Origin of the sequence: Actinomycetospora atypica (assembly GCF_042653685.1) — a bacterium.
GTDB classification, from domain to species: Bacteria; Actinomycetota; Actinomycetes; order Mycobacteriales; family Pseudonocardiaceae; genus Actinomycetospora; species Actinomycetospora atypica.
In genome coordinates this window covers 98,827-124,252 of record NZ_JBHSIV010000002.1, presented here as the reverse complement: position 1 = coordinate 124,252, position 25,426 = coordinate 98,827, and the positions used below count along the sequence as shown (strand labels likewise).

Sequence of the window (25,426 nt, the reverse complement as noted above, 5' to 3'; positions counted from 1 at the left end):
CCCTCGGGTGGAGGGATGACCTCAATGGCACGGCGCCCGAAGAACGCGATGGTTTCTCCAGTCCGCAACACCCGGTCCCACCGGGGACCGGCACCGAGACCCTGGAGACTCCGATGCGCGCCGACCAGCACCCCTACCCGCGGTTCCCCGTCGCTCACCCGACCGCCGCCCGTCCGCCGTACGGCCCGGGTGTGCCGCACCAGCCGATGCCCCCGCACCACGGCCACCCCTTCCCCCAGCCGCCGATCGACCAGCCGTTTCCCGAGGCCCTCCGCGGGCCCCGCGCCCCCGGGCAGCGGCGCCCGACCTGGCGCCTCAAGGTCGGAGCCGCGACCGCGATCGTCGCCGTCAGCGCCGTCGCCTGGGTGGGCCTCTCCGGGAGCGCCGACGCCGGGACCGCGCAGGTGCAGCTCGAGAGCGTGTCCTCCGCGGGGGCCATGCCGTTCACCGCCCCGGTCGGCGACGACGTGCAGAACGTCGCCAGTCCCGAGAACGCCGCCGGCCCGCAGGCCGGCAACACCGGCGGGCTCTACGCCCAGGACCCGGCCGCGCCCGCCTGTGACACCCAGGCGCTGATCGCCCAGCTCACGGCCGACCCGGCCAAGGCGGCGGCCTGGGGCCGTCCGCTGAACGTCGAGCCGAACGGTATCGGCGCCTACGTCACGAGCCTGACCACGGTGACCCTGCGCGCCGACATCGCCGTCACCGAGTACGGCTTCTCCCAGGGCGCGTTCCAGCCCTACCCGGCGGTGCTGCAGGCCGGCACCGCGGTGATGGTCAACAGCTACGGCGAGCCCACCGTGAAGTGCCAGAACGGCAACCCGCTGGGTGCGGCGACCTCGTCGAACGACACCGGCACCGTCGTCGGGACCGCGTGGAGCGGCTTCACCGCCGAGCGCACGATCCGGGTCACGCCGGCCCCGGCGCCGCAGCGGACGCTGACGGTCGTCAGTCCGGGAACGAACGCGCCGGCCCCGGCGCCGGTCAAGACGCAGCCGGGTCCGAACACCCCGAACCCGGCGCCCGCGACCAATCCGCAGGGCCAGCTGGCGCTGACCGCGACCCGGAACTACAACGGCACCATCCGCCTGTCCGACGGGCGCATCCTCGACAAGAACGGGGACGTCATCAAGCCCGAGGTCGACGTGAAGCACCCGCCGAACAGCCGGACCTTCCCCGACGGTGCGGTCCAGCACCCCGACGGCAAGATCTTCAACATCAACGGGACCGAGCGCCTGCCGGTCAAGAGCAACATCCCCGGACTCGGCGACGTCACCATCAACGCGAACGGCACCATCAGCCCCGCCAAGCCCGGGCGGGTGGTCCAGTGGAACTTCGACGGCACCTTCACCGTCTTCCGGCCCGGCAGCACCTCGCCGGTCCTGACGATCGGGCGGGACGGCACGGTCAAGTCGACCGTCCCGGTGCCGACCGGGAGCGTCGTCCAGCCCGACGGGTCGGTCATCGACCCCGTCACCGGGCAGGTCAAGAACCCCGACGGCTCGACGCGCACCCCGACCACCGTGCCGGGGGTCGGCACCATCGGCACCGACGGCGGTGTCACGCCGGAGGCCGGCACGAAGGGCAACGTCAACGCCCTCGTCGAGAACAAGGACGCTGCGCAGAACGGGGGCGTGGACGGGAACGCGCTCGCAGGCAAGGGCCTGGCCTTCAAGGCCGACGGGACCGTGGACACCACCAAGCTCCCGGAGGGCGCGGTCGTCGACGCCAAGGGCAACGTCACCCTGCTCGACGGCACGGTGCTCAACCCCGACGGCTCGATCCGCACGTCGGGTCAGGGCCCGACGAACCTGCCCGACGGCGCCGTGCTCAACCCCGACGGGACGACCACGCTGCCCGACGGCACGGTGCTCAACCAGGACGGCATCGCTCAGAAGCCGGCCACTCCCCAGGGCGGGATCGATGGCCGGGTCTGCGGAACCGGCGTCATCGCCGAGACCTGCCCGACGGACACCGACCCCTCGCCCGTCCAGCCGCAGGTCGAGCAGGCCCCGGCCGGCACCTCGACGGACGGTGGGTCGACGACCGGAGGCTCCTCGGAGGGCTCCTCGTCGGAGGGATCGTCGTCGACCGGCTCGTCGTCGGAGAGCGGGTCCGCGAGCGGTGGTGAGGCCCAGGGCGACGCGGGCTGACACCTTCAGCGCAGGGACCCCCGGTGCCGATCGGCACCGGGGGTCTCGTCGTGGGCGGTCTACCGCCGCGGACGGAGGGCCTCCCAGTTCCCGGACCCGATCGCGTCCTTCTCGGCGTCGGTGAGGTCGGCCTCGTCGAGGAATCGCCGGGCGGCCCCGCCGGAGTTGTCGATGAAGGGGTGGTCGACCGCGGTCATCACCCGCTCGACCCCCACCATCTCGATCGTCCAGCGCAGCAGGCGCTGCGTGGTGCTGCCGCTGCCCGTGTAGGAGAGGTTCTCGCGGAAGTAGTCGGTGAGCGGGCGGCGCAGGTCGACGCCGAAGCGGCCGGACGCGAACGCGATGCGGTCGAGGTAGAACAGCACGACCTCGCCCCAGTGGCCGACGATCAGCTGTAGGTCGGGGTGCCGGTCGAACGCGCCGGACAGCATCAGGCGGAGCACCTGCATGCCGGTCTCGTAGTGCCAGCCGATCGCGGCGCTCGCGAGGACGGAGTCGGTGGTGGGGTCGAACCCGGTGTAGTAGGCGTCGCGGACCGGCTCGACGGGCTGCTGGGGGTGGACGTAGATCGGGGCGTGGAGCTCCGCCGCGGCGGCCCAGATCGGCTCGAGGCGTGGGTCGTCGAGGTTCACCAGGCCCGTCCGGCCGTAGAGCATTGCCCCCGCGAGCCCCAGATCGGTGACCGCGCGGCGGAGCTCGGCGGCGGCGGCCTCCGGGTCGGAGGTCGGCAGGGTGGCGAAGCCGTCGAACCGGCCGGGATGGGCGGCCATCGCGCCGGCGATGGCGTCGTTGGCCGCGGTGGCCAGCGGGACCGCACGCCCCGGTTCGAGGTTCTGGACGCCGGGGGTGGTGACCGAGAGGACCTGCACGTCGATGCCCTGGTCGTCCATCGCGGCGAGCCGGCCCTCACCGAGGTCGAGCAGCAGGTCCCCGAGCGGGGAGTCCATGACGCCGGTCGCGTCGGCGCGCTCGCGCTCCGACGTCGGCGCCGTCCGCCAGGCCTCGGCGATCGCCGGGGTGACCATGTGTTCCTCGAGAGCCACGAGCTTGCGCATGCTCACCATCGTGCCCCTTCCGGGTAGGGCTGTCCCTACGTGAGGAGGTGGGTCGTCCCCGGGTGGCTCGGGGGTTCGCACGATCGTTGCGCGCGCCCGATCGCGACAGGCTTCTCCCATCAGCAGGACGGGGTCGCCGAGGCCCCGCCGGACCGAGGAGCCCCCGATGACCACGTCCTTCGCCCCCCGCAACGTCCACCACCAGCAGCAGCAGCGCGGCCCGCAGTTCGGGGCTCCCCGATACGCGGCCCAGCAGGTCGGCGCTCCGCAGGTCGGGGGCCGGCCGTTCGGACGGGGCGTCGGCCCGCAGCTGGTCCCCGGGCACCAGTTCCCCGGGCAGCAGTTCCCCGGTCAGCAGTTCCCCGATCAGCAGTTCCCCGGCCACCAGTTCCACGGCCCGGTGCCGCCCCCGCCCGCCGCGCCGCTGCCGAAGAAGCGTCCGGTCGCCGGGAAGATCATCGCCGGGCTCGTCGCCGCCGGGCTCGTCGTCGGGGGCGCCGGTGCGTGGTACTCGCTCTCCGGCTCCTCCTCCCCCGCCCTGCAGGCCACCAGCTTCGCCGGCGCCGACCCCACCACCAGCCCCTTCGGCACCGACGCCCCGCAGGTCGCCACCGTCGCCGCCGACGGCCCCCGATCCGGCGACACCGCCGGCCTCTACGCCGCCACCACCCCGCCGAGCTGCGACGACGCCGCCTTCCTCGTCCAGCTCCAGGCCGACCCCGCCAAGCTCGCCGCCTGGGGCGGGGTGTTCGGCCTCGACGCCGCCGACGTCCCCGCCTTCGTCGACTCCCTCTCCCCGGTCGTCCTGCGTGCCGCCACCAGCGTCACCGACCACCCCTTCCGGGAGGGCGCCTTCGTCGAGGAGCCCGTCGTCCTCGCCGCCGGCACCGCGGTGCTCGTGAACTCCTACGGCGAGCCCACCGTCAAGTGCTTCAACGGCAACCCGCTCTCCGCCGGCCCGCAGACCGCCGCGGCCGTCACCGTCGTCCCCACCACTCGGCAGATCACGAACTACCGCTTCACCTCGATCGACAACAGCCGCGTCGTCGTCATCCCCGGCAAGCCCGACCCCAAGCCTGTCCCCGGCCCCAACAAGCCGCCGGTCACGGTCCCGACCCCCGACCCCGCCCTGGTCAAGAAGGCCGAGGAGCAGAAGAAGCTCGCCGACCAGGCCCGCCAGGAAGCCACGGACTCCCGCGCGAACGCCGACAGCCTCGGCGTCAACGCCCGGGTGTTCCGCGGCGAGGCCGACCGCCTCGCCGGCCTCGAGACGACGGCGACGGCGCGGGCCAATGCGGCGAACGGAGCCGCGGCGAAGGCACAGACCGACCTGAACGACGCCTTCCTCTCCTTCCCGCCGGACCGCGCGAAGGTCGAGCGGGCCCAGGCGGCCCTCGCGGCCGCCAAGGCCGAGCAGGCGAACGCCGCCACCGCACTGATCACGGCCCGCAACGACGCGAGCAAGGCCGACGAGGAGGCCGACACCGCCGAGAGCCAGCTCAAGAACGCCGAGTCCAAGGCCCGCAACGACGAGAACGTCGCCAAGATCGCCGAGGACAACGCCGCGAAGGCCAAGCAGGCGGCCGACGACTCGGCGAAGAAGTCGGCGTCGAAGAAGGACGACGAGACCGTCGCCGGCCCGGACGCCCAGACCCCGGCCGGAGTCGACGCCGAGGCCGCTGCCGGCACCGACGGCCAGACCCCCGCCGGCACCGACGGCCAGACCCCGCAGGGAGCCCCGGCCACGGACCCCGAGCCCGCCACCGGCCAGGCCCCGGTGACCGCCGTCTGCCAGAAGGTCGTCACCGATTCTGCCCAGCAGGCCCCGATCTGCCCCACCGGCGGCTCCGCCGACACCGCCCCGGCCGGCACCACGGAGGTCGGGACCGGCCCGGTCGACTCCTCCTCCAGCGGCTCGGACGGCTCCGGCTCGACCGGCGGCTCCGAGAGCAGCGAGCAGTCGGGCACCGGCTCGGAGAGCGGCTCCTCGAGCTCGGAGAGCACCGACAACTGATCGCCTTCCCGACGACGCCCGGCCCCACCACCCGGTGGGGCCGGGCGTTCGTCGTGCACTGCCCCAGACTGGCCGGGTGAGCACGCGACCGGACAAGGAACGGCCCGAGACCCTCGCGGTCGCGTCCCAGGCGGTGCACGCCGGCAACGCCGTCGACCCGGGCACTGGCGCCATCCGCACGCCGCTGGTGCTCGCGAACTCCTACGCGCTGCCCGACGATCCCTCGCAGCTGTCCTGGTCGTCGTTCGACACCCCGCTCTACACCCGCAACTCCGGCGCCAACCAGCTCGCCCTGCAGCGCAAGCTCGCCCGGCTCGAGGGCGGCGAGGACGCGGTGGTCCTCGCCTCCGGGGTGGCCGCCCTGCACGCGGTGTTCTTCACGCTGCTGCGCACCGGCGACCACGCGGTGGTCTCCGACGTCACCTACGAGGCCGTGTGGCGACTCTTCGCCGACATCCTGCCCGCGCGGTACGGGGTGGAGGCGACGTTCGTCGACACCTCCGACCCCGACGCGGTGCGCGCGGCGATCCGCCCGACGACGAAGCTCGTGCACACCGAGGTGGTCGCGAACCCCACGACGAGGGTGTGTGACATCGGCGCCCTCGCGGAGATCGCGCACGCGGCGGGCGCGCTGCTCTCGGTCGACTCGACCTTCACGCCGCCGCCGCTGTACCGGCCGCTCGCCGCCGGCGCGGACCTCGTCGTGCATTCCCTGACGAAGTTCGTGAACGGCCACGGCGACGCCATGGGCGGGGTGGTGATCGGCGCGACCGAGCTGCTCGACCCGTTGCGCGCCGACGCGATGGTCGACGTCGGCGGGGTGATCTCACCGTTCAACGCGTGGCTGATCTCCCGGGGCGCGATCACGCTCCCGCTGCGCCTGCGCCAGCACCTCGCGTCGGCGCGACGGGTCGCGGAGTTCCTCGCCTCGCGACCCGAGGTCGCCTACGTGGCCTACCCGGGCCTCGTCGGGCACCCCCAGCACGAGCTCGCCGCGCGGCTGTTCGCGGGCGAGCCGCCCGGTGCCGTGATGGCCTTCGCGCTGGACGGCGACGCCGACCGGCAGAACCGCTTCGTCGCGGACCTGCGCGTGATCACCTCGGCGGTGTCGGTGGGGCACGACGAGTCGCTGATCGTGCACGTCGGACCCCACGGGGCCCGGGCCGCCCACTGGCCCGAGGAGTTCCGCCGCTACGGGCACCTGCGGCTCTCGGTCGGCCTGGAGGATCCCGACGACCTCCTCGCCGACCTCGCGGCCGCGCTGGAGACCGCGACGCCCTGACCGACGACGGCGCGGCCCTCTCCTCGGCCGTCCGTTCGGACGGGTACGCACCTGTGTCGCCGGTCACCACGCCGGGAGCGCCGCCGCCGGGAAGACCCTGGTCGGGCGATCTCTCGATGACTCACATCACACGTCCGGACGGTCGTCCGGACTGGTACGACCGGCTCAGTCCTTACGCCGCTTTGACCCTTTCTCGTCCACCTGCGACCGTTCTCCTCGTGCGCATCCACCTCCTGTTCGCCGCCGTGCGGCGACACGTGGATCTCCTGCGCACCTGCAGCGCGCTCTGTCGGTGATCTCCGACCGGGCCGCACCCGGCACCGGCGTCGCCACCCACGACGACCGGTGACCGCAGCGCTGCACTGACGGGCGGGGCACTGCGCCCGCGCTCGCCCGACGGCATCCCGGCACGGGCATCTCGCCCGGCCGCTGCCTGATCGTCGTCCGTTCCCGGCGTCTCCCCGCGCGGAACGGCGCCGCTCGATGCACCTCCCCCGAGTCCCGGCGCGCCTGTCCACGGCACGGGCGGCATCGCCGTCCGCTCGTGTCGGACCGTCGCGTCCGGTCATCCCTGCTCCCCGAAGGACATCCCATGATCAAGAAGCGATGGATCGCGGTCGCGGCGACCACGATCGTCATCCCCCTCACCGCGGCCGGCGCGATGGCCTCCGCCGCGCCGGTGATCCCGCCGACCAACCCGCTCAAGCCCGTCATCCTCTGCAACAACCTGCAGGGCGGTACGTGCAACGGCACCCCGCAGTCGGACACCCTCATCGGTGGCCAGTTGGTGGACCACATCTTCGGCGGGGCCGGGGACGACGACATCGAGCAGAACCTCATCTTCCTGCAGGGTGCCAGCGACGACGCCCACGGCGGCCCGGGCCGGGACTGCATCGACGGTGGTGGCGGCAACTCGCTGCAGTTCGGCGACGACGGCGACGACAACGTGCCCTGCGAGTTCACCGCGTTCGTCGACCCGGAGGCCGCGCTGACCAGCGGACCGGGCGACGACACGGTCCACGGCGGCCGGGGCAACGACTCGATGGACGGCATCTTCGACAGCGACACGCTCTACGGCGACGAGGGCGACGACCTGATCAACGACCCGTTCCTCAACGACCAGGACAAGGAGTACGGCGGGCCGGGCAACGACGTCCTCAACGCCTCCGACCTGGGCAACGACGACATCGTCGACGGCGGCCCCGGCAACGACACCTGCTTCGGCGACCCGGGCGACAAGTTCTCGAACTGCGAGCGCATCTACCGCGTCCCGGTCCCCCTGCTCGTGAACCCCGCCGGCCTGCCGGTCCCGCTGCCCCGGGCCCTCGGGTTCGACCCCAACACCGCGCTGCCGAAGCTGCCGGCGCCGACCACCAGCTGATGTGACCTACCCCCTCTCGGAGGTCGTCGACCTCCGAGAGGGGCGTCGGGCCCGGTGGACTCCGTCCCGCCGTGTCACGAGACCGCGTGCTGGGCACTCTGCCCTCATGTCCCGGGGGGTCGCGCCGCTGCGTCGTGCGCCCCATGTCCTCCCCCGCGTGCCCCTCGTGTGGCGTCGGCACGTCGACCAGGGCCGCCTCACCACCCAGGGCTGTCGCCGCTGACGCATGCGCCGCTCCCGCCGTCCGGCGGGCAGCCCGGCCGCGCCCGCGCACGTGTCCCCCTCCCGTCCCCCGTCCCGCTGCCGCGACGGGCCCCGTCCTGCGAGGACACCCCATGACGACGACCGACACCACCGACACCGAACGCAGCGACACCCCGGACCAGGCCCGGACGGTCGTGGCCGCGTCGCTGATCGGCACGACGATCGAGTGGTACGACTTCTTCCTCTTCTCCACCGCCGCGAGCATCGTGTTCCCGAAGCTCTTCTTCCCGGCCGGGAACGAGACCGTCGGGACCCTGCTCTCCTTCGCCACCTTCGCCGTCGGCTTCGTCGCGCGACCCATCGGTGGGATCCTGTTCGGCCACCTCGGGGACCGGGTGGGCCGCAAGGCGACCCTCGTCGCGACGATGGCCCTGGCCGGGGTCGCGACCGCGCTCATCGGCGTGCTGCCGTCCTACGCCTCGATCGGCATCTGGGCGCCGCTGCTGCTCGTCCTCTTCCGCGTCCTCGGTGGCATCGCCCTCGGCGGGGAGTGGGCCGGCGCCGTGCTGATGGCCGTGGAGTACGCCCCGCCGGGCCGGCGGGGTCTGTGGGGATCGAGCCCGCAGATCGGCCTCGGCCTGGGCCTCGCCCTCGGCACCGGCGCGTTCGCCCTGCTCGGCTCCGCGATGGACGACGAGGCCTTCCTCGACTGGGGCTGGCGGATCGCGTTCCTCGTCAGCCTGCTCCTGGTGGTGGTCGGGCTCGTCGTGCGGCTCAAGGTCCTCGAGACGCCGGCGTTCCGGAAGATGCAGGAGGACGCCGACGTCGCCCGGGTGCCGGTCGTCGAGGTGGTCCGCGACGCCCCCTCGCGTCGCAACCTGGTGCTCGGGCTGCTCGCCCGCTGGGCGGAGGGCGCGGCCTTCAACACCTGGGGCGTGTTCGTCCTGACCTACGCCGTCATGACGGTGGGGATGCCGCGGACCGGGATCCTGGTCGCGGTGACGATCGCCGGCCTGGCCAGCGCCGCCGTGGTGCCGCTCGCCGGGCTCCTCGCCGACCGCTTCGGGCGCCGCGCGGTGTTCGCCGCCGGCTGCGCCGCGTTCGGCGTCGGTGTCTACCCGGCGTTCCTCGGGCTCGGCACCGGCTCGCTGACGGTGGTCGTCATCGTGCTCGTCCTCATGCTCGGCGCGGTCTACGGCGTCCAGTCGGGCGCGGAGTCGACGCTGTTCGCGGAGCTCTTCCCCACCCGCACCCGCTACACCGGGATGTCGCTCGTCTACCAGGGCTCCGGCATCTACGCCTCCGGTCTCACCCCGCTGATCCTCACCTCGCTGCTCGCCCTCGCGGGCGGCTCGCCGTGGCTGGCCTGCGGTTATCTCGTGCTCACGGCGGTCATCAGCGTCGTCGCCACCCGGGCACTGCGGCCCGTCGTCGACCTGTAGGCACCTCACATCGGGTTGCAATGCGGCGCCCGGTTGCGCACGATCGGGGTGTGACTCGGGGCTGGTCGTTCGCGTGGCGTCGCCACGTCGACCTCATGCGCACCGATTCCTGCACCTGTCAGGGATAGAGGAAGCCGCACGCCCCTCGTCCCTGACCTCCGGAGCCCGTGTGTCCACCACCCTGTCCGGCGCGCCCGCGCGCGCCACCGCACCCGTCGACGCCCGCCCCGCACCGGGCGGTCGTCGGGAACGCGTCGCCTGGAAACGCTGGATCTCGCCGGTGGCGATCCTCGTGCTCTGGCAGCTCGCGTCCACGACCGGCCTGCTCGCGGAGGACGAGCTCGCCTCGCCGCTGCGCGTGGTGCAGGCCGCGTGGGACGTCACCGTCAGCGGGGAGCTGCCCGAGGGACTGTTCGTCTCGCTGGGGCGGGTGATCGTCGGGTTCGCCCTCGGGGCCGTCCTCGGCGTGGTCCTCGGGGTGTGGTCGGGGCTCTCGCACTGGGGCGGGCTGCTGATCGACCCGCCGGTGCAGATGCTGCGGACGCTGCCGCACCTCGCGCTCGTCCCGCTGTTCATCCTGTGGTTCGGGGTGCAGGAGACGCCGAAGATCCTGCTGGTGGCGCTCGGGGTGCTGTTCCCGATCTACCTCAACGTCCACGCCGGGGTGCGGGGCGTCGACCCGAAGCTCCTGGAGATGGCGCAGGTGTCGGGGTTCGACCGGCGCGAGGTGCTGCGCCACGTCGTCATCCCCGGCGCCCTGCCCTCGGCGCTGACCGGGCTGCGGCTCTCGCTCGGGATCGCCTGGCTCTCGCTCGTCGTGGCCGAGACCGTGTCGGCCGACTCCGGGCTCGGGTACCTGATCATGGACGCGCGGGAGTTCCTGCGGACCGACGTGATCGTCGTCGGGCTCGTCGTCTACGCCCTGCTCGGGCTCGGGACCGACGCGCTGGTGCGGCGCATCGAGCGGCGCGCCCTGCGGTGGCGGGGAGTGCAGGCGTGAGCGCCGCACGGGTCGCCGGCCTCGTCCGGGAGTTCGCCGGGCGCCGGGTCCTCGACCACCTCGACCTGACCGTCGGCGCCGGCGAGTTCGTCGCGCTGCTCGGGCGCAGCGGCTCGGGCAAGTCGACGCTGCTGCGCGTGCTGGCGGGGCTGGACGACACCTCGTCGTCGGAGGTCTCGGGCACCGTCGAGGTCCCGGGGTCGGTGGCGGTCGCCTTCCAGGAGCCGCGGCTGCTGCCGTGGCGCAGCGTCCGGGAGAACGTCGCGCTGGGCCTGCGTACCGACGCCGACGTCGACCACACGCTGGCCGAGGTGGGCCTCGCCGAGCGCACCGACGCGTGGCCACTGACGCTCTCCGGCGGGGAGGCGCAGCGCGCCTCGCTCGCGCGGGCCCTCGTCCGGGAACCCGAACTGCTCCTGCTCGACGAACCCTTCGGGGCCCTGGACGCGCTGACGCGGATCGCGATGCACGACCTCGTGCTCGACCTGTGGGAGCGCCACCGCCCGGGGATCCTGCTGGTGACCCACGACGTCGACGAGGCCATCTCGCTGGCCGACCGGGTGCTGGTGCTCGACGAGGGCCGCATCGTGGCCGACCACGCCCCCGGCCCCCGCCCGCGCACCGACGTCGGCGCGCTCCGCGCCACGGTGCTCCGCGAGCTGGGAGTGATCGATGCGCCGGCGTAGCTTCCTCGCCCTCGCGCCGCTCGCGGCGGTCGCCGCGGGGTGCTCCTCGGTCCCGATCTCGCGGCCGCCGGTGCAGCCGGCCGCCGACCCGACCGGCGTGGTGCTGCGGGTCGGCGACCAGAAGGGCGGCATCCAGTCGCTGCTCAAGGCCGCGAACGGGCTGGCCGGCGCTCCCTACCGCGTGGAGTGGACGACCTTCAGCGCCGGCCCGCCGCTGATCGAGGCGGCGCGGGCCGGGGCGATCGACGTGGGCTACACCGGCAACACCCCGGTGATCTTCGCGGCCGCGGCGAAGGCGCGGGTCCAGCTGGTCGCCGCCGCCCAGGGCAACGTCGTCAGCGACGCGATCCTGGCGCCGCGCGACTCGCCGCTGCGCCGGGTCGAGGACCTGCGCGACGCGCGCATCGCGGTCGGCAAGGGCACCTCGGCGCACGGGCAGCTGCTGCTGACCCTGCGGCAGGCGGGCATGTCGATCGACGACGTCGACCCCACCTACCTCTCCCCCGCCGACGCCTACGGCGCGTTCAAGCAGGGACAGATCGACGCGTGGGCGGTGTGGGACCCCTACGTGTCGCAGGCCCAGCTCGAGACCGGCGCGCGGGTGATCGCCGACGGCACGGGCACCGCGAACGGCTACTCGTTCCAGGTCGCGAGCAACGCCACCCTGGCCGACCCGCGGCAGCAGGCCGCACTGGCCGACTACGTCCGCCGCGTCGACGCCGCCATGCGCTACTCCGACACCCACCGCGACGAGCGGGCGCGGTCATGGAGCGCCGAGACCAAGCTCCCGATCGCGGTGACGACGGCCGCCACGAACCGCGGCCCCGACCTGCCCGTGCCGATGGACGAGCGTCTCGTCTCCTCCCAGCAGGACCTCGCCGACGCCTTCTCCGACGCCGGGGTGATCCCCGGGCGGGTGCGCTTCGCCGACGTGATCGACCGCCGATTCGAAGGGAGGTGGGCTACGCCCGTGTGAGCAGTGATCCGTGTTCCAGCACGGATCAGTGCTCTCGGGCGCGTAGCGCACACCATGATCACCCCCCACTGGTTCCTCCCGACCTCCGGCGACTCGCGCGGCATCGTCGCGCGCCGCCACGCCGACCGCGGGGACGTGGACGACGCCTCCCGCGGCGCCGACATCGACTACCTCGCCCAGGTCGCCCGCGCGGCCGAGCACCTCGGCTTCGTCGGGGTCCTGACGCCCACGGGGTCGTTCTGCGAGGACGCCTGGATCACCACGGCGGCACTTCTGCGCGAGACCCGCACGCTGCGCTACCTCGTCGCGTTCCGCCCCGGCCTGATCTCGCCGACCCTGGCCGCGCAGCAGGCGTCGAGCTACCAGCGCATCTCCGACGGCCGGCTGATGCTCAACATCGTCACCGGTGGCGACGCCGTCGAGCAGCAGCGCTTCGGCGACTGGGCCGACCACGACTCGCGCTACGCCCGCACCGACGAGTTCCTGACGGTGCTCCGCGGCGCGTGGGGCGCGGAGCCGTTCGACTTCTCCGGCGACCAGTACCGCGTCGTCGGGGCGTCCACCTACGCCCCGCCCGACCCGACGCCGCCGATCTACTTCGGCGGCTCGTCCGACGCCGCCCTCCCGGTGGCCGCCCGGCACGCCGACGTCTACCTGACCTGGGGCGAGCCCCCGGCCGGGGTCGCGGAGAAGATCGGGCGGGTGCGCAAGCTCGCCGACGAGCTGGGCCGGACGGTCCGGTTCGGGATCCGGCTGCACGTGATCACCCGCGACACCGCCGAGGAGGCGTGGGCCCAGGCCCGGCGACTGCTCGACTCCCTCGAGCCCGCCGCGATCGAGCGCGCCCAGGCCGCGCTGCGCACCAGCCAGTCGGTGGGCCAGCAGCGCATGCTCGCCCTGCACGGCGGCTCGGCCGACGACCTCGAGATCAGCCCCAACCTGTGGGCCGGGATCGGGCTCGTGCGCGGCGGCGCCGGCACCGCGCTCGTCGGGAGCCACGAGCAGGTCGCGGAACGCATCGCCGAGTACCACGAGCTGGGGATCGACGAGTTCGTCATGTCGGGCTATCCGCACCTCGAGGAGGCCTACCAGTTCGGGGAGGGCGTCCTCCCGCTGCTGTGACCGTCTTGGCCTCCGGCCGCGCGTCGACCAGACTGGAGCCCGTGACCGTGGGGCAGACGCTGGTACGACGCCTCCACGTCGACCTGTGCCGCCTCACCGGCACCTCCTGTCGGCCGGGTCCCTGCCGCCCCCGGTCCTGAACGGCGTCGCTCCGCGAACTTCCCGACGATGCCGTTCCCCTGACGCCGCTGTCCGCGGCGCTCCACGAAACGGCTCCGACGTGACCCTGCTGTCCGATCCCCCGCTGTCCGATCCCAAGCCCACGCGCGCCCGCCATGCCCGGCGCGCCCACCCCTCGTCCTCCCTGCTGCGCGTCGTCGTCGCGGCCGTGATCCGCCTCGAGGAGGTCGACGGTGCCGCCGGGCACGCCGCGCGCCGTCAGATCGACCAGGCGCTCCGGGACGCCGTCGAACGGGTCGGCGAGGACGGTCCGGTCGCGGCCGTCCCCGCGGTGCGCGTCGCGTGCGCCCACCTCGCCGCCGGCGACCTCGAGGACGCCTACCTGGCCCTGCTCACCGCCCGGGACCTGCTCCGATGACCCGCCCGGAGCGCAGCCCGGCCCTCGCCGGGGTCACGACCGCTGCGTACCTCGTGCCCGTCATCGGCGAGGTCGCGGCCCTGCTCGGCGCCGCCGAGCGGGTCCTCGCGGCCTGCGCACGCGCGGAGGACCAGCACGCCGAGCGGGCCGTGGCGATCGCCGCCTCGGTCGACCCGGCGACCCTGCCCGTCGGCGCGGTCGTCGGCGCGGGTCTCCCGGTGCCCCTGGCCGGGCGCCTCGCCCACCGGGCCCTGCACCGGCTCGGTGCAGCGCTGCACCCGGTGCTCGGCGAGGCTGCCGGGGACGGCCCGGTCGGGTTCCGCGTGGTGTCGGTCGACACCACCGACCTCGCCCTCCTCGGCCAGGCCGCGGCCCAACTGACGAACCGGCACCGGACGCGCCACGGGGCCCTCGGCGACGCGCTCCACGCGCTGGGCGGCGCTCCCGGCGAGCCGCCCGACCACCAGCACCCGGCGGCCCTCGGCTGTCTGCTCGCCGTGCTCGTGCCCGTCGTCGACCCGGCCGCCGTGGCGCTCGCGGAGGTCGCCGGAGACCGCGTCCCGCTCGACCCGGCGGCGCGGCAGGCCCACCGCGACGTGCAGGCCCGCGTCCTCGCCCGGCTGCACCGCGCCCGGTGACGGGCGACCCCCGTCACCCGGGCTGAACCCCCGGAGGCACCCCGGACGTACGTCCGAGGATCCGCCCCTCCCCGCACTCCCGGTCCGCGACCCGCGGAGCGGTTGACCGATCGAGCACCAGGAGACCCCTCAGCATGGCCATCAAGCCCAAGGAGACCGTCGTCCCGTTCGCCGTCCACGGCGAGGGCACGGGCGTCTACCAGACCCTCACCGCCGGCGGCGAGGGCGGCCACGTCTTCCACACCGACGCCTACCCCGCCTTCGGCGGCCAGGACTCGGCCCCGAGCCCGCTGTTCTACGCGCTCGGCGCCCTGACCTCGTGCAACCAGGTGACCGGCAGCCTCGTCGCGAAGGACCTGGGCATCACGGTCACGAGCTGGAACTTCGACATCGTCGGCGACCTCGACACCGCCGTTCTCGTGGGCGGCGCCGAGGGCAACGCCAACTTCGACCGCGTCGAGGTGCGTGCCACCATCGAGACCGACGCGACCGAGGAGCAGTTCGCGCAGCTGATCTCGGAGACCGAGCGCCGCTGCCCGGTCACCCAGCTGTTCAAGCGCAGCGGGCTGGAGTTCGAGAACAACTGGACCCGCGCCGAGATCCCGGCCTCGGTCTGATCCGAGGGGCGTCGCCGGCCGTGCCCGCACGGCCGGCGGCCGCCCGTCCCGACGGTCCGGAGAACGCGTCGGTGATCATCCCGTCAGGGCGTCGATCACGTAGGCGAGCCCGAGGGCACCGGCCAGTACACCCAGCACGACCCGCAGCGCGGATTCGCTGACGCTCCGCTGCACCCGCGCGCCCAGGTAGCCGCCGATCGACCCGCCCAGCCCGCAGACGAGTCCCAGCGCCCATTCCGGTTCTGCACCCGTGCCGGGAACCAGCACCGAGATCACCGTGTAGGCCCCGGCTCCGACCACCGAGGTCAGCAGGGTCGTCATCAGCGCGGCCGGCGCGACCCGCGAGACGGGCAGTCCCCGCCCGACCAGCAGCGGGCCGAGCAGCGACCCGCCACCGATCCCGTAGACCCCGCCGATCGCGCCGGCCAGGCTCCCGAGCACGACGAGAACCACGCGTCCCGGCGGCGAGTCCCGCCGCCGACGTCGCCCGGACGACCGCAGACACAGCCGGACGCCCAGCGGGACCAGGAACGCGCCCAGCAGCAACCGGAAGACCACCGGCCCGGGAACGACGAACACCCGCAGCACCGACCCGGCGAGCACCCCGGGCAGGGTGCCCGCCACGAGGGCTCCGGTGAGAGCCCGGTCGACCTGGCCGCGGCGGAGGTACCGGACCACGGCACCCGGGACGGACACCACGTTGAACAGCAGGTTGGTCGGGGTGATCGCCGGGCTCGGAACGGCGAGGACGGAGAGCTGTACCGGCAGCAGGAATACCGCTCCCGACACCCCGACCGGGCTCGTCACCGCGGCGATGACCAGACCGGCGGCGAACCCGACGACGAGCCACGACTCCACGGACCACCCCGGACCTGCGACGACGTGCGCTCCGGCCTGGTGGCAGGTCGCGACCGGGGCGGGCACCGGGCCGGAACCGCCCCGCCCGGCGGAGTGCCACCCGACCGGTGACGGAGACCACTCGATGCGGCCCCGGCCTTGATTCTCGGGCAGCGGGATCACACGCTCAAGTGATCCGGAGCGTGCCCCGGTGACCCACCGAGAGGAGAACGCCGTGCGTCGTCCCGCGTTCTCCCGGCGCCGCCACGTCGACTTCAAGCGCATCTCCAGCACTCTCTGTCGCTGACCGGTCGTCCCCCGAGTCCGCGCCGCCCGGCCCCCGGGCGGTCGCGGCTCGTCGTCGTGCGCACCCCACCACCACGAACGAAGGGCCTCCGTGTCCGCACCTCCCCTCGCCTCCTCCCGCCCGTCCCAGGAGGCGCCCGAACTGCACGAGCTCCCCCTGCGCGCGGCCCGCCGGCGTCGCGGCCTCCCCCATCCGGTCCGGCGCACGCTGGTCGTCGTCGGGCTGGTGGCCCTGTGGCAGGTCGCCTCCACCTCGGGGCTGCTCTCCCCGGACACGCTGTCCTCCCCGCTGGACACCGCGCGCAGCGCCGTGGAGATGTTCGGCTCCGGCGAACTCGACGAGGCGCTGCTCACCTCGCTGCAGCGTGCCGCCGGGGGCCTCGCCCTCGGAGTCCCGGTCGGGCTGGCCCTGGCCCTGGCCTCCGGCCTCTTCCGGATCGGCGAGGACCTCGTCGACAGCCCGATGCAGATGCTGCGCACCCTGCCGTTCCTCGGGATCACGCCCCTGCTGATCCTCTGGTTCGGCATCGGCGACACCCCGAAGGTCGCGCTGGTCTTCCTGGGCGTCTGCTTCCCGGTGTACGTGAACACCCTCGTCGGCATCCGCAACGTCGACGGGCGGCTGGTCGAGGCGGCCCGCACGTTCGGGGCCGGGCACTGGCACGTGGTCCGGTCCGTCGTGCTGCCCGGCGCTCTCCCGAACATCCTCGTCGGGCTCCGCCTCGCCCTCGGGATCGCCTGGCTCGCTCTCGTGGTCGGCGAGCAGATCAGCTCCGACGGCGGGATCGGGTCGCTGATGCTGCGGGCCCAGGACAACCTGCGGACCGACCGGATCGTCGTCTGCCTGGTCGTCTACGCCCTGCTCGGGCTGCTCTCGGACCTGATCGTCCGCGGTCTCGAGCGGGTCCTGCTGACCTGGCGCCAGGGTCTGGAGGCCGGCTGATGACCTCGACCCTGCCGACCGACACCACCTCCGGGCACGCACTCGTCGTCGATGCCCGGGACATCCGCCGCCGCTTCGGCGACCGGGAGATCCTCCGCGGGATCCACCTGACGGTCCGCCCCGGGGAGTTCGTCGCCCTGCTCGGCGCCAGCGGCTCCGGCAAGACGACGCTCCTGCGGGTCCTCGGGGGGCTCGACCCCGGCGCGGAGGGCCGGGTCCGCGTGCCGCGGCGGGTGTCGGTGGCCTTCCAGGAGCCGCGCCTGCTCCCGTGGCGCCGCGCCTGGCGCAACGTCGCCTTCGGTCTCGTCGGGCGGGACGCCCGGGACCGCGCGACGGAGGCGCTGCGCGAGGTCGGGCTCGCCCACCTCGCGCACCAGTGGCCGAAGACCCTCTCCGGCGGGGAGGCCCAGCGGGTGGCCCTGGCCCGGGCTCTCGTTCGCGACCCCGACCTGCTCCTGCTCGACGAGCCCCTCGCCAGCCTGGACGCCCTGACCCGCCTGCGGATGCAGCGCCTGATCGCGGACCTCTGCGCACGCCGCGGCCTCGCCGCGGTCCTCGTCACCCACGACGTCGACGAGGCCGTCACCCTCGCCGACCGCGCCGTCGTCCTCCGGGACGGCGTGCTCGCCCACGACCTGCCGATCGACCTCGACCGCCCGCGCGACCCCAGCAGCGCCGCGTTCGGCACCCGCCGCGACCAGCTCCTGACCTGGCTCGGCGTCGAGGTCCCCACCACCGAGGAGCCCACCCCGTGACCCGCCGTCTCCGCCGTCTCGCCGTCGGTGTCCTCCTGCTGTTCGCCCTGGCCGCGTGCAGCTCCGGCGATCCCTCCGCCCCGCAGGGCGCGACGCTGCGGGTGGGGATCATCGTCACCGGGAGCCAGGAGGGCTACGGGATCGACAGCTGGGCCTACGACCAGGGGATCCTCCAGCGGCACCTGCGCGATGCCGGGATCACCGCCGTGGAGTTCTCGTCGTTCCCCAACGGCCCCAACCTCAACCAGGCGCTCAAGGGCGGGGCGCTCGACCTGGGCGTCCTCGGGGACACCCCGGCGGTCTCCGGTCGGGCCGCGAACCTGCCGACCCAGCTGTCCGGGGTCAGCGTGCGCGGCCAGGACGCCTGGCTGATCGGCGGCCCCGGCGTCACCTCGCTCGAGGCGCTGCGCGGGAAGACGGTGGCCACCCAGCAGGGCTCCTACATGCACCGCTACCTCGTCGGGCTGCTGAACGAGAGCGGCCTCGCGTCCTCGGTCAAGATCACCTTCCTGTTGACGAACGCCGCGCAGCAGGCCCTCGACAAGGGCGACATCGCCGCCTACGCGGCGCCGGTGCCGACCGCCCCGCTGCTGGCCTCCCGCGGCTACGCGGTCCTCGACAGGGCGGCGTCCCACCCCGGTCTGCCCGGCAACAGCTACGTCACCGTCGCCACCGACGCGGCCACCAGGTACCCGCAGCTCGCCCAGGCCTGGAACGCCGGGATCGCCGAGGCCGCCGCCGGGGTGTCCCGCGACCCCTCCGCCTACCACGCCTTCGCCGCCCGCGTCTCCGGCCTCCCGCTGCCGGTCATCCAGCAGGCCTATCCGGCGTCGGTGTTCGGCAACCCCGCCGTGACCGGCGCCGACGTCGACACGGCCCGGGCCACGCTCGACTTCCTCGTCGCCCAGCAGCTCGCCGCCGCTCCGTTCGACGTCGGCTCCTGGGTGGCGCCCGGGGGTCGGGCGTGAGCCGGCGGCCCCGGCCGGCGGTCCCGCCGCGGGTGGACGTGCTCGTCCTGGGCGGCGGGCCCGCGGGCACCTGGGCCGCGCTCGCCGCGGCCGCCCGGGGCGCGACCGTCGCCCTCGCCGACAAGGGCTGGTGCGGAACGAGCGGCGCGGCCGCGGCCGGCGGCAACAACCTGTGGTTCGTGCCGCCCGACGGCGACGCCCGGGACCGGGCGATCGCGGCCCGGATGCGCGAGGGCGGGTACCTCGCCGACCCCGCCCGCATGGCCGGGGCGCTCGCCCGGACCTGGGACGCGGTGCACGAACTGGCCGCCGCGGGCTACCCCTTCCCGCCCGACCAGGACGGGAGGGGTCGCTACCTCGGGAGCCTGCAGGGTCCGGAGTACATGCGGGTGCAACGACGCCGGGTCCGCCGGGCGGGGGTCGTCGTCCTCGACCACGCACCCGCCACCGAGCTGCACCGCGACGCCGACGGCACGGTCGTCGGGGCGGCCGGGGTGCTCCGCCAGGCCGGCAACATCCCGTGGGCGGTCGAGGCCGGGGCGGTCGTCGTCGCCACCGGCGGATGCGCGTTCCTCTCCGGGGCCCTGGGGTGCAACGTCGACACGGGCGACGGGGCCCTGATGGCGGCCGAGGTCGGGGCGGAGCTCTCCGGGATGGAGTTCTCGTCCCAGTACGGCACCGCCCCCGCCTTCGGGGCCCAGACCAAGGGCCTCATGTACCAGTTCGCGAGCTACAGCCGCGCCGACGGGACGGCCCTCGACCTGCCTCCGATGGCCGGTCCGGCGCTGCACCGGGCGATGCTCGAGGGACCGGTCTACGCGCGGCTCGACCACGCCGAACCCGCGGTCCGCGACGCCATGCGCACCTCGCAGCCGAACTTCTTCCTGCCGTTCGACAAGGCGGGCATCGACCCCTTCCGCGAGCGCTTCGGCATCCGCGCCGTCTGCGAGGGCACCGTCCGCGGGACGGGCGGCATCGCGGTCCCGGGTGACGGGTGCGCGACGACGGTGCCCGGGCTCTACGCCGCCGGGGACGCCGCCTCGCGCGAGGACGTCACCGGGGGGATCACCGGCGGCGGCAGCCACAACGGCGCCTGGGCCATCTCCTCGGGGAGCTGGGCCGGCGACGCCGCGGCCCGCCACGCCCGCGGCCGCCCGCGCCCCACCGGGGTCGCGCCGGCGGGACGGGCCGGCCTGCGCCCCACCCGGACGATGCGGCGCAGCGCGGCGGACGTCGTCGCGACCGTCCAGGCCCGGGTCCTGCCGCTCGAGCTCAACCGCTTCCGCACCGGCCGCGGCCTGCAGGAGTCGCTCGCCGTGCTCGACCCGCTGTGGGAGGAGGTCGTGGACGGCCTCGCGCCCGACGACCGCCCCGGGACCCGCGCCCGGGAGGCCGCCGCGATGGTGGCGCACGCCCGGTGGATGTACCGCGCGGCCCTGGCCCGGCCGGAGTCGCGGGCGATGCACCGTCGCGACGACCATCCCGCGACCGACCCGTCGCAGGCGCGGCGGCTGCGCGTGACGGGACTCGACGAGATCGTCGTACGGCCCGGGACGACCGGTCGCCGCGAGGGGCTGGTCGCGTCGTGATCGAGGTGATCAGCGAGGACCGCTGCATCGACTGCGGCGTCTGCGTCGACGTCTGCCCGACCAACGTCTTCGACGCCGACGAGCGGGGCCGCCCGACGATCGCCCGCCAGTCGGACTGCCAGACCTGTTTCCTGTGCGAGGCCTACTGCCCGACCGACGCGCTGTTCGTCGCTCCCCTGTCCGGCCCCGCCCCGGAGGGGTCCCCGCTGCGCGACGAGGACGTCCTGGCCCGGGCGGACCAGTTCGGGGCCTACCGCCGCGTCGTCGGGTGGGGCCACGGGCGCGCCCCCGGCAGCGTCGCCGACCGGAACCAGGTCTTCACCGCTCGCCTGCGCTCGCTGCGTGGGCCGGACACCACCGAACCCGGGAGGCCGCCGGCATGACCACCGACGTGCTGGAGATCGACACCGACGTGCTCGTGGCCGGGGGTGGCCCGGCCGGGACGTGGGCGGCCCTGCGGGCCGCCGACTCCGGGGCCGACGTGGTCCTCGTCGACAAGGGATGGTGCGGGGCCAGTGGCGCGACCGCCTCCGCCGGCACCGGCGTCTGGTACGTCGAGCCCGATCCCGCGGCGCGCGAGACCGCCATGGCCTCGCGCGAGGCCCTGGGCGGCTACCTCGCCGACCGGGGCTGGATGGCCCGCGTCCTCGACGAGACCTACGCCGGGATGAACGAGCTCTCCGCCCGCGGCCGCTATCCGTTCCCCCGCGACGACACCGGTCGTGAGATCCGGCGCGGGGTGCAGGGCCCGGAGTACATGCGCCGGATGCGCGCCCTCGTGCGACGCGCCGGGGTGCGCATCCTCGACCACTCCCCCCTCCACGGCCTGCTGACCGCGGCCGACGGGAGCGTCGCCGGAGCCGTCGGCACCCGACGCCAGGCCGGGGTCGACTACCGGGTCCGGTCCCGGGCCGTGGTGCTGGCGACCGGCGGCTGCGCGTTCGCCAGCGGGGCCCTGGGCTGCGACGTCGACACCGGCGACGGCACCCTGGCCGCCGCCGAGGTCGGTGCGCACCTGTCGGGCATGGAGTTCTCGAACGCCTACGCCATCGCGCCGGCGCACAGCACGGTGACCAAGACCGCCTACTACAGCTACGCCACCTTCTACCGCGCCGACGGCACGGTGCTCGAGGGCGCGGGCAGCACCCGCGGTCGGTCCGTGATCGCGCGGACGCTGCTGTCCGAGCCCGTCCTGTGCCGCCTCGACCACGCCGGGCCCCCCGAGCAGGCGGCGATGCGCCGGGGCCAGCCCAACTTCTTCCTGCCGTTCGACCGGGCCGGCATCGACCCGTTCGCCGACCTGTTCGAGATCACGCTGCTCGCCGAGGGCACCGTGCGTGGCACGGGAGGCCTCGCGCTCGCCTCGACCGAGTGCGACACCGGTGTCCCGGGCCTGTACGCGGCCGGCGACGTCGCCAGCCGGGAGTACATCTGCGGCGGTTTCACCGGCGGCGGCAGCCACAACGCGGCCTGGGCGCTGTCCTCGGGCAGCTGGGCCGGACGCGCCGCCGCGCGGTACGCGTCCGCCTCCGGACGCGCCCTCCCCACCCTGCCGTCGGGGAGCCCCGTCGCGGTCCCGGCCCCCTCCGGGCGTGGACGGCTCGCCGCCCGCGACGTCGTCCGCGCCGTCCAGGACGAGGTGCTGCCCTACGAGAAGAACTTCCTGCGCCACGGCGAGCGGCTCACCCCGGCGCTCGGGCGCCTGGACGCCCTCTGGGCCGAGGTCCGGGAGGGTGTCGACGGCGAGGCCTGGCGGGCCCGCGAGGCGGTGGCGATGACGGCCACGGCGCGGTGGATGTACGCCGCGGCGCTCGCCCGCGAGGAGTCCCGGGGGATGCACAAGCGGGAGGACCGGCCGGGCGCCGACCCGGCGTGGCACGTCCGGCTCGACACCGGTGGGCTCGACGACGTCTGGGTCCGCCCCGCGGCGCCGGCGGCGGTGGCGGCGTGATCGAGCTGCTCTCGGCCGACCGCTGCATCGGGTGCGACCGCTGCGTCGACGTCTGCCCCACCGACGTCTTCGACCGCGTCCCCGGCGCGAACCCGGTGATCGCCCGGCAGGGCGACTGCCAGACCTGCTTCATGTGCGAGGCCTGGTGCCCGGTCGACGCCCTGTTCGTCGCACCGGAACGCGCTCCCCTGGCCATCCCGCCCGACGAGGCCGACGTCGCGCTGGGCAGCTACCGCGAGGCCCTGGGCTGGGGGCACGGTCGCACCCCCGGCGCCCGGACGGCGGTCGGCCCGCCGCTGCGCCATGAGCCGAACGACCCGCCCGGGCCGCCCCTGGTCTAGGCGCGGAACAGCCGGAGCGCCGCGACGAGGGCGCCGAGCGCGATCAGTCCCCCGGGGACCACGACGAGCACCGTCGGCACCTCGCGGGGGACGAACACCACGAGGGCGATCGCGACCAGCGAACAGGCCACCGAGAACCGGGCCCACGCCAGCTGCGTGCGCTCCCGCGCGAGCACCCAGCGCGAGTCGGCCATCAGCGCCGCCAGTCGGCGAGGTCCCAGCCGGTGACCTCCTCGAGCCGGACGACGTCGTCGGCGAACCACTCCAGCGCCGTCGCGCGCTCGGCCGTCGTCGGGCCGCTGGTGCGGCCGGTGACGTCGCCCCGCACGTGGTGGCGCGGCACCCCGTTGATGAGCCCGGTCTCCACCCCGAGGAACGCGCACACCCGGTCGGCGGTCGCCGTGGGCTCGTCGCGCAGGTCGCGGTAGCGCAGCAGCAGCACCTGCTCGCGATCGAAGGCCTCGAGCAGGTCCTCGACCTGCTCGCCGTAGCGCCCGGCCGCCACGTAGTGCCAGAAGTGCGCCCAGCCCGCCTCCCGTCGCTGCGGCTCGAGCCCGCACGCCGCGAGGAAGTCCGCCTCCGGCTCCAGCCCGGCCTCCCGCAGGTGGGCCCAGTTGGAGTGCGCGCGCTCGACCGGGTCGCGCAGCACGGCGACCAGGCGCGCGTCGGGCACGAGGTCGTGGATGCGCTGCTGGGCGTCGCGGTCGTAGAGGTAGAAGACCGTGCCCTCGCCCCGGAGCGTCCCCGGCGGTGCGTCGGCGAAGAGGGCCTCGTAGTCCTCGCGGCGCCACACGTGCTCGGCCCAGGTCTCCACGTCGCCCGGCCCGCCGCCGCTGGTGGGCGGCGGCCCGTCGGTGAGGAAGAACTTCGGTTCCTTCACCGTGGGCAGGTAGAGCTGCGGGTGGGTGCGCAGCGCGTTGTGCAGGGCGGACGTCCCGCACTTCGGGGCGCCCAGCAGCAGGAAGTCGGGCAGCACTAGCCGACCTCCACGAGGGCGCCGACCAGTTCGGTCCGCAGCTCGTGGGCGCCGTCCGGCCGGGTGATCTCGTAGTAGAGGCGGTACTCGCCGCCGGGCAGGGGCAGCACCTCGAGGTAGCGCAGGCCCCGGGCCCCGCCGGCCGGCCCCGCCTCCGCGGCCGGGGTGTTCTCGTCGCCGACGGCGCGGAACCGACCGAACTCCCCGTCGGCCACCGCGGTCCCGGTGCGCTCCTCCCAGTTCTCCCCCGCGCTCGCGCGGCCGTCGTAGGTGGCGACGAGCCGGTCGCCGAGGTCGACCACCGAGCTGATGCGCACCCCGCGGGAGTCCCAGTGCCCGGGCCGCGGGGCGAGCGCGGTGCCCTGCCAGGTCCAGACGACGCCGTCGTCGCTGGTGGCGTACTCGGTGGTCATGCGGTCGGTGGCGTCGGGATCGTCGAGCGGGTGCACCGACGCCCAGAGGTGCCAGGTCCCGCCGTGGGACTGCACCACGGGGTCCTTGACGGCGAGCTCGGCGGAACCGGGGAGGACCGTGGTGGACGGGGCCGTCGAGAGGCCGGACGGGCTGTCGGCCTCGAGCAGCTCGACCCACCAGTGCTTGGTGCCCGGGGTCGCGCAGCTGACGTAGAGCCGCCACCGCCCGTCCGGGGTGACCACCAGCGCCGGCCGCTCCAGCGACTCCGCGGAGAACCGCTCCTTCTCCACCACCGCGACCACCTCGAAGGTCACGCCGTCGGTGGACCGCGCGACCACGTTGGCGTACCCGCGCCCCTCCCCCTCGGGTCGGCGCAGGCGGTAGGCGAGGTACACCGCGCCGTCGTGGCGGACCGCGCTGGGCGCGCCGGCCCAGGTGCCGGGCCGGCCGTCGGGCGGCGGGACGACGACGATCCCGGTGATCCCGTCGGGCAGGGGGGCGCCGGTGGGGTCGATGCGGCTCACGGGGCTCCTTCGTCAGGCGGTGCGGCGGGCGGCGTCGCGCAGCGCGGGGTGCGGCTGGGTCCGTTCCCCGTCGCCCAGGTCGACGACGCCCAGGGCAGCGAGGTGCTCCACCAGGGCCTCGACCGACTCGTCCACCGACTGCTCGTGGGTCGGCAGGACCACGTCGGGGTGCTGCGGCACCTCGTACTCGTCGTCGACCCCGGTCAGCCCGGTGATCTCGCCCGCCCGGTGCTTCGCGTAGAGCCCCTTGACGTCGCGCTCGGAGGTCACCTCGACCGGGGTGGAGACGTGCACCTCGACGTAGGGCACGCCGTGCTCGTCGTGGTCGGCCCGGACCTGGTCGCGGACCTCGGCGTGCGGCGCGATGGCCGCCACGAGGACCACCACCCCGTTGCGGGCGAGCAGCCCCGAGACGAACCCGATGCGGCGGATGTTGACCGCGCGGTCCTCGCGGCTGAAGCCCAGCCCCTTGGACAGGTTGGTGCGGATGACGTCGCCGTCGAGGATCTCGACCCCGCACCGGGTGGTGCGCAGCCGCTCGGCGACCCCGGCGGCGATCGTCGACTTCCCGGCGCTGGGCAGGCCGGTCAGCCAGACGGTGGCGCCGCCGGCGCAGGGGACGGACGACGGGTGGACGGTGAGGCCTGCGGACATGCGTGCTCCTCGTCGCGGGAGGCGGGCGGCCCGACGACGGCGGTGGCGTCGGCCGGCGGT

Annotated in this window: 25 protein-coding genes; 19 read left to right on the top strand and 6 right to left on the bottom strand. The window is 74.6% G+C overall.

The window, feature by feature from the left end; genetic code table 11:
• Positions 1 to 113 precede the first annotated feature (113 nt).
• The gene (locus ACFPBZ_RS02320; RefSeq protein WP_378034382.1) at positions 114 to 2,153 is read left to right on the top strand and encodes a DUF6777 domain-containing protein; all 2,040 of its coding nucleotides are present in this window, start codon (positions 114 to 116) and stop codon (positions 2,151 to 2,153) included.
• Positions 2,154 to 2,212: 59 nt separating this feature from the next.
• Here the strand turns inward: ACFPBZ_RS02320 and ACFPBZ_RS02315 are convergent, their stop codons facing one another.
• A complete protein-coding gene (locus ACFPBZ_RS02315; RefSeq protein WP_378034381.1) occupies positions 2,213 to 3,208 on the bottom strand; it encodes an amidohydrolase family protein in 996 nt (331 codons plus the stop codon).
• A gap of 166 nt (positions 3,209 to 3,374) precedes the next feature.
• On the opposite strand from ACFPBZ_RS02315, the gene ACFPBZ_RS02310 reads away from it, so the two are divergent.
• The 11 genes from ACFPBZ_RS02310 to ACFPBZ_RS02260 all read left to right on the top strand — a co-directional run bounded on the left by ACFPBZ_RS02310 (position 3,375) and on the right by ACFPBZ_RS02260 (position 15,108).
• Positions 3,375 to 5,222: a DUF6777 domain-containing protein gene (locus ACFPBZ_RS02310; protein WP_378034380.1), complete on the top strand. Its 1,848-nt coding sequence runs from the start codon at positions 3,375 to 3,377 to the stop codon at positions 5,220 to 5,222.
• 76 nt (positions 5,223 to 5,298) lie between these two features.
• Positions 5,299 to 6,504, top strand: a complete 1,206-nt coding sequence (locus tag ACFPBZ_RS02305) for a trans-sulfuration enzyme family protein (protein ID WP_378034379.1) — start codon at positions 5,299 to 5,301, stop codon at positions 6,502 to 6,504.
• Between the two features lie 592 nt (positions 6,505 to 7,096).
• On the top strand, positions 7,097 to 7,885 hold the full coding sequence (locus ACFPBZ_RS02300; protein WP_378034378.1) for a calcium-binding protein: 789 nt from the start codon (positions 7,097 to 7,099) through the stop codon (positions 7,883 to 7,885).
• 335 nt (positions 7,886 to 8,220) lie between these two features.
• Positions 8,221 to 9,531, top strand: a complete 1,311-nt coding sequence (locus ACFPBZ_RS02295) for an MFS transporter (protein ID WP_378034377.1) — start codon at positions 8,221 to 8,223, stop codon at positions 9,529 to 9,531.
• Positions 9,532 to 9,700: 169 nt separating this feature from the next.
• Complete coding sequence (locus tag ACFPBZ_RS02290; protein WP_378034376.1) at positions 9,701 to 10,531, top strand: ABC transporter permease; 831 nt, start codon at positions 9,701 to 9,703, stop codon at positions 10,529 to 10,531.
• Positions 10,528 to 11,217: an ABC transporter ATP-binding protein gene (locus tag ACFPBZ_RS02285; RefSeq protein WP_378034375.1), complete on the top strand. Its 690-nt coding sequence runs from the start codon at positions 10,528 to 10,530 to the stop codon at positions 11,215 to 11,217. The genes ACFPBZ_RS02290 and ACFPBZ_RS02285 overlap by 4 nt, the downstream gene beginning before the upstream one ends.
• Positions 11,204 to 12,193 (top strand): ABC transporter substrate-binding protein, encoded by a 990-nt coding sequence (locus ACFPBZ_RS02280; RefSeq protein WP_378034374.1) that lies wholly within the window; start codon positions 11,204 to 11,206, stop codon positions 12,191 to 12,193. Before ACFPBZ_RS02285 ends, ACFPBZ_RS02280 begins: the two co-directional genes overlap by 14 nt.
• Positions 12,194 to 12,247: 54 nt before the next feature.
• Positions 12,248 to 13,315 (top strand): LLM class flavin-dependent oxidoreductase, encoded by a 1,068-nt coding sequence (locus ACFPBZ_RS02275; protein ID WP_378034373.1) that lies wholly within the window; start codon positions 12,248 to 12,250, stop codon positions 13,313 to 13,315.
• 220 nt (positions 13,316 to 13,535) lie between these two features.
• Positions 13,536 to 13,853, top strand: a complete 318-nt coding sequence (locus tag ACFPBZ_RS02270; RefSeq protein ID WP_378034372.1) for a hypothetical protein — start codon at positions 13,536 to 13,538, stop codon at positions 13,851 to 13,853.
• Positions 13,850 to 14,491 carry a hypothetical protein gene (locus tag ACFPBZ_RS02265; RefSeq protein ID WP_378034371.1) on the top strand — a complete coding sequence of 214 codons (642 nt, stop codon included), beginning with the start codon at positions 13,850 to 13,852 and terminating at the stop codon, positions 14,489 to 14,491. Before ACFPBZ_RS02270 ends, ACFPBZ_RS02265 begins: the two co-directional genes overlap by 4 nt.
• Before the next feature lie 134 nt (positions 14,492 to 14,625).
• Positions 14,626 to 15,108, top strand: coding sequence for an OsmC family protein (locus ACFPBZ_RS02260; RefSeq protein ID WP_378034370.1), 483 nt, complete (start codon positions 14,626 to 14,628; stop codon positions 15,106 to 15,108).
• A 75-nt stretch (positions 15,109 to 15,183) separates the two neighbouring features.
• Here ACFPBZ_RS02260 and ACFPBZ_RS02255 read toward each other — a convergent pair whose 3' ends face one another.
• Positions 15,184 to 15,966, bottom strand: a complete 783-nt coding sequence (locus tag ACFPBZ_RS02255) for a TSUP family transporter (RefSeq protein WP_378034369.1) — start codon at positions 15,964 to 15,966, stop codon at positions 15,184 to 15,186.
• Positions 15,967 to 16,342: 376 nt separating this feature from the next.
• Here ACFPBZ_RS02255 and ACFPBZ_RS02250 point away from each other — a divergent pair, with 376 nt between their 5' ends.
• The 7 genes from ACFPBZ_RS02250 to ACFPBZ_RS02220 are packed head-to-tail and all read left to right on the top strand — an operon-like array spanning position 16,343 to position 22,798.
• Positions 16,343 to 17,194, top strand: a complete 852-nt coding sequence (locus ACFPBZ_RS02250; protein ID WP_378034368.1) for an ABC transporter permease — start codon at positions 16,343 to 16,345, stop codon at positions 17,192 to 17,194.
• On the top strand, positions 17,194 to 17,949 hold the full coding sequence (locus ACFPBZ_RS02245) for an ABC transporter ATP-binding protein (protein ID WP_378034367.1): 756 nt from the start codon (positions 17,194 to 17,196) through the stop codon (positions 17,947 to 17,949). Before ACFPBZ_RS02250 ends, ACFPBZ_RS02245 begins: the two co-directional genes overlap by 1 nt.
• Positions 17,946 to 18,917: an ABC transporter substrate-binding protein gene (locus ACFPBZ_RS02240; RefSeq protein WP_378034366.1), complete on the top strand. Its 972-nt coding sequence runs from the start codon at positions 17,946 to 17,948 to the stop codon at positions 18,915 to 18,917. Before ACFPBZ_RS02245 ends, ACFPBZ_RS02240 begins: the two co-directional genes overlap by 4 nt.
• Positions 18,914 to 20,506 carry an FAD-binding protein gene (locus ACFPBZ_RS02235; protein ID WP_378034365.1) on the top strand — a complete coding sequence of 531 codons (1,593 nt, stop codon included), beginning with the start codon at positions 18,914 to 18,916 and terminating at the stop codon, positions 20,504 to 20,506. The genes ACFPBZ_RS02240 and ACFPBZ_RS02235 overlap by 4 nt, the downstream gene beginning before the upstream one ends.
• The gene (locus tag ACFPBZ_RS02230; RefSeq protein ID WP_378034364.1) at positions 20,503 to 20,889 is read left to right on the top strand and encodes a 4Fe-4S dicluster domain-containing protein; all 387 of its coding nucleotides are present in this window, start codon (positions 20,503 to 20,505) and stop codon (positions 20,887 to 20,889) included. The genes ACFPBZ_RS02235 and ACFPBZ_RS02230 overlap by 4 nt, the downstream gene beginning before the upstream one ends.
• Positions 20,886 to 22,457 (top strand): FAD-dependent oxidoreductase, encoded by a 1,572-nt coding sequence (locus ACFPBZ_RS02225; protein WP_378034363.1) that lies wholly within the window; start codon positions 20,886 to 20,888, stop codon positions 22,455 to 22,457. The genes ACFPBZ_RS02230 and ACFPBZ_RS02225 overlap by 4 nt, the downstream gene beginning before the upstream one ends.
• Positions 22,454 to 22,798, top strand: a complete 345-nt coding sequence (locus tag ACFPBZ_RS02220) for a 4Fe-4S dicluster domain-containing protein (RefSeq protein WP_378034362.1) — start codon at positions 22,454 to 22,456, stop codon at positions 22,796 to 22,798. Before ACFPBZ_RS02225 ends, ACFPBZ_RS02220 begins: the two co-directional genes overlap by 4 nt.
• On the opposite strand, the gene ACFPBZ_RS02215 is transcribed toward ACFPBZ_RS02220, so the two are convergent.
• Genes ACFPBZ_RS02215 through cysC form a run of 4 tightly spaced genes read right to left on the bottom strand, consistent with a single transcriptional unit; the run spans position 22,795 to position 25,366 of the window.
• The gene (locus tag ACFPBZ_RS02215) at positions 22,795 to 22,992 is read right to left on the bottom strand and encodes a DUF202 domain-containing protein (RefSeq protein ID WP_378034361.1); all 198 of its coding nucleotides are present in this window, start codon (positions 22,990 to 22,992) and stop codon (positions 22,795 to 22,797) included. The two genes, ACFPBZ_RS02220 and ACFPBZ_RS02215, sit on opposite strands and share 4 nt — an antisense overlap.
• Positions 22,992 to 23,774, bottom strand: a complete 783-nt coding sequence (locus ACFPBZ_RS02210) for a sulfotransferase family protein (RefSeq protein WP_378034360.1) — start codon at positions 23,772 to 23,774, stop codon at positions 22,992 to 22,994. Before ACFPBZ_RS02210 ends, ACFPBZ_RS02215 begins: the two co-directional genes overlap by 1 nt.
• The gene (locus ACFPBZ_RS02205) at positions 23,774 to 24,712 is read right to left on the bottom strand and encodes a glycoside hydrolase family protein (protein WP_378034359.1); all 939 of its coding nucleotides are present in this window, start codon (positions 24,710 to 24,712) and stop codon (positions 23,774 to 23,776) included. The genes ACFPBZ_RS02210 and ACFPBZ_RS02205 overlap by 1 nt, the downstream gene beginning before the upstream one ends.
• Positions 24,713 to 24,724: 12 nt before the next feature.
• Positions 24,725 to 25,366, bottom strand: coding sequence for an adenylyl-sulfate kinase (gene cysC / locus ACFPBZ_RS02200; RefSeq protein ID WP_378034358.1), 642 nt, complete (start codon positions 25,364 to 25,366; stop codon positions 24,725 to 24,727).
• Positions 25,367 to 25,426 lie beyond the last annotated feature (60 nt).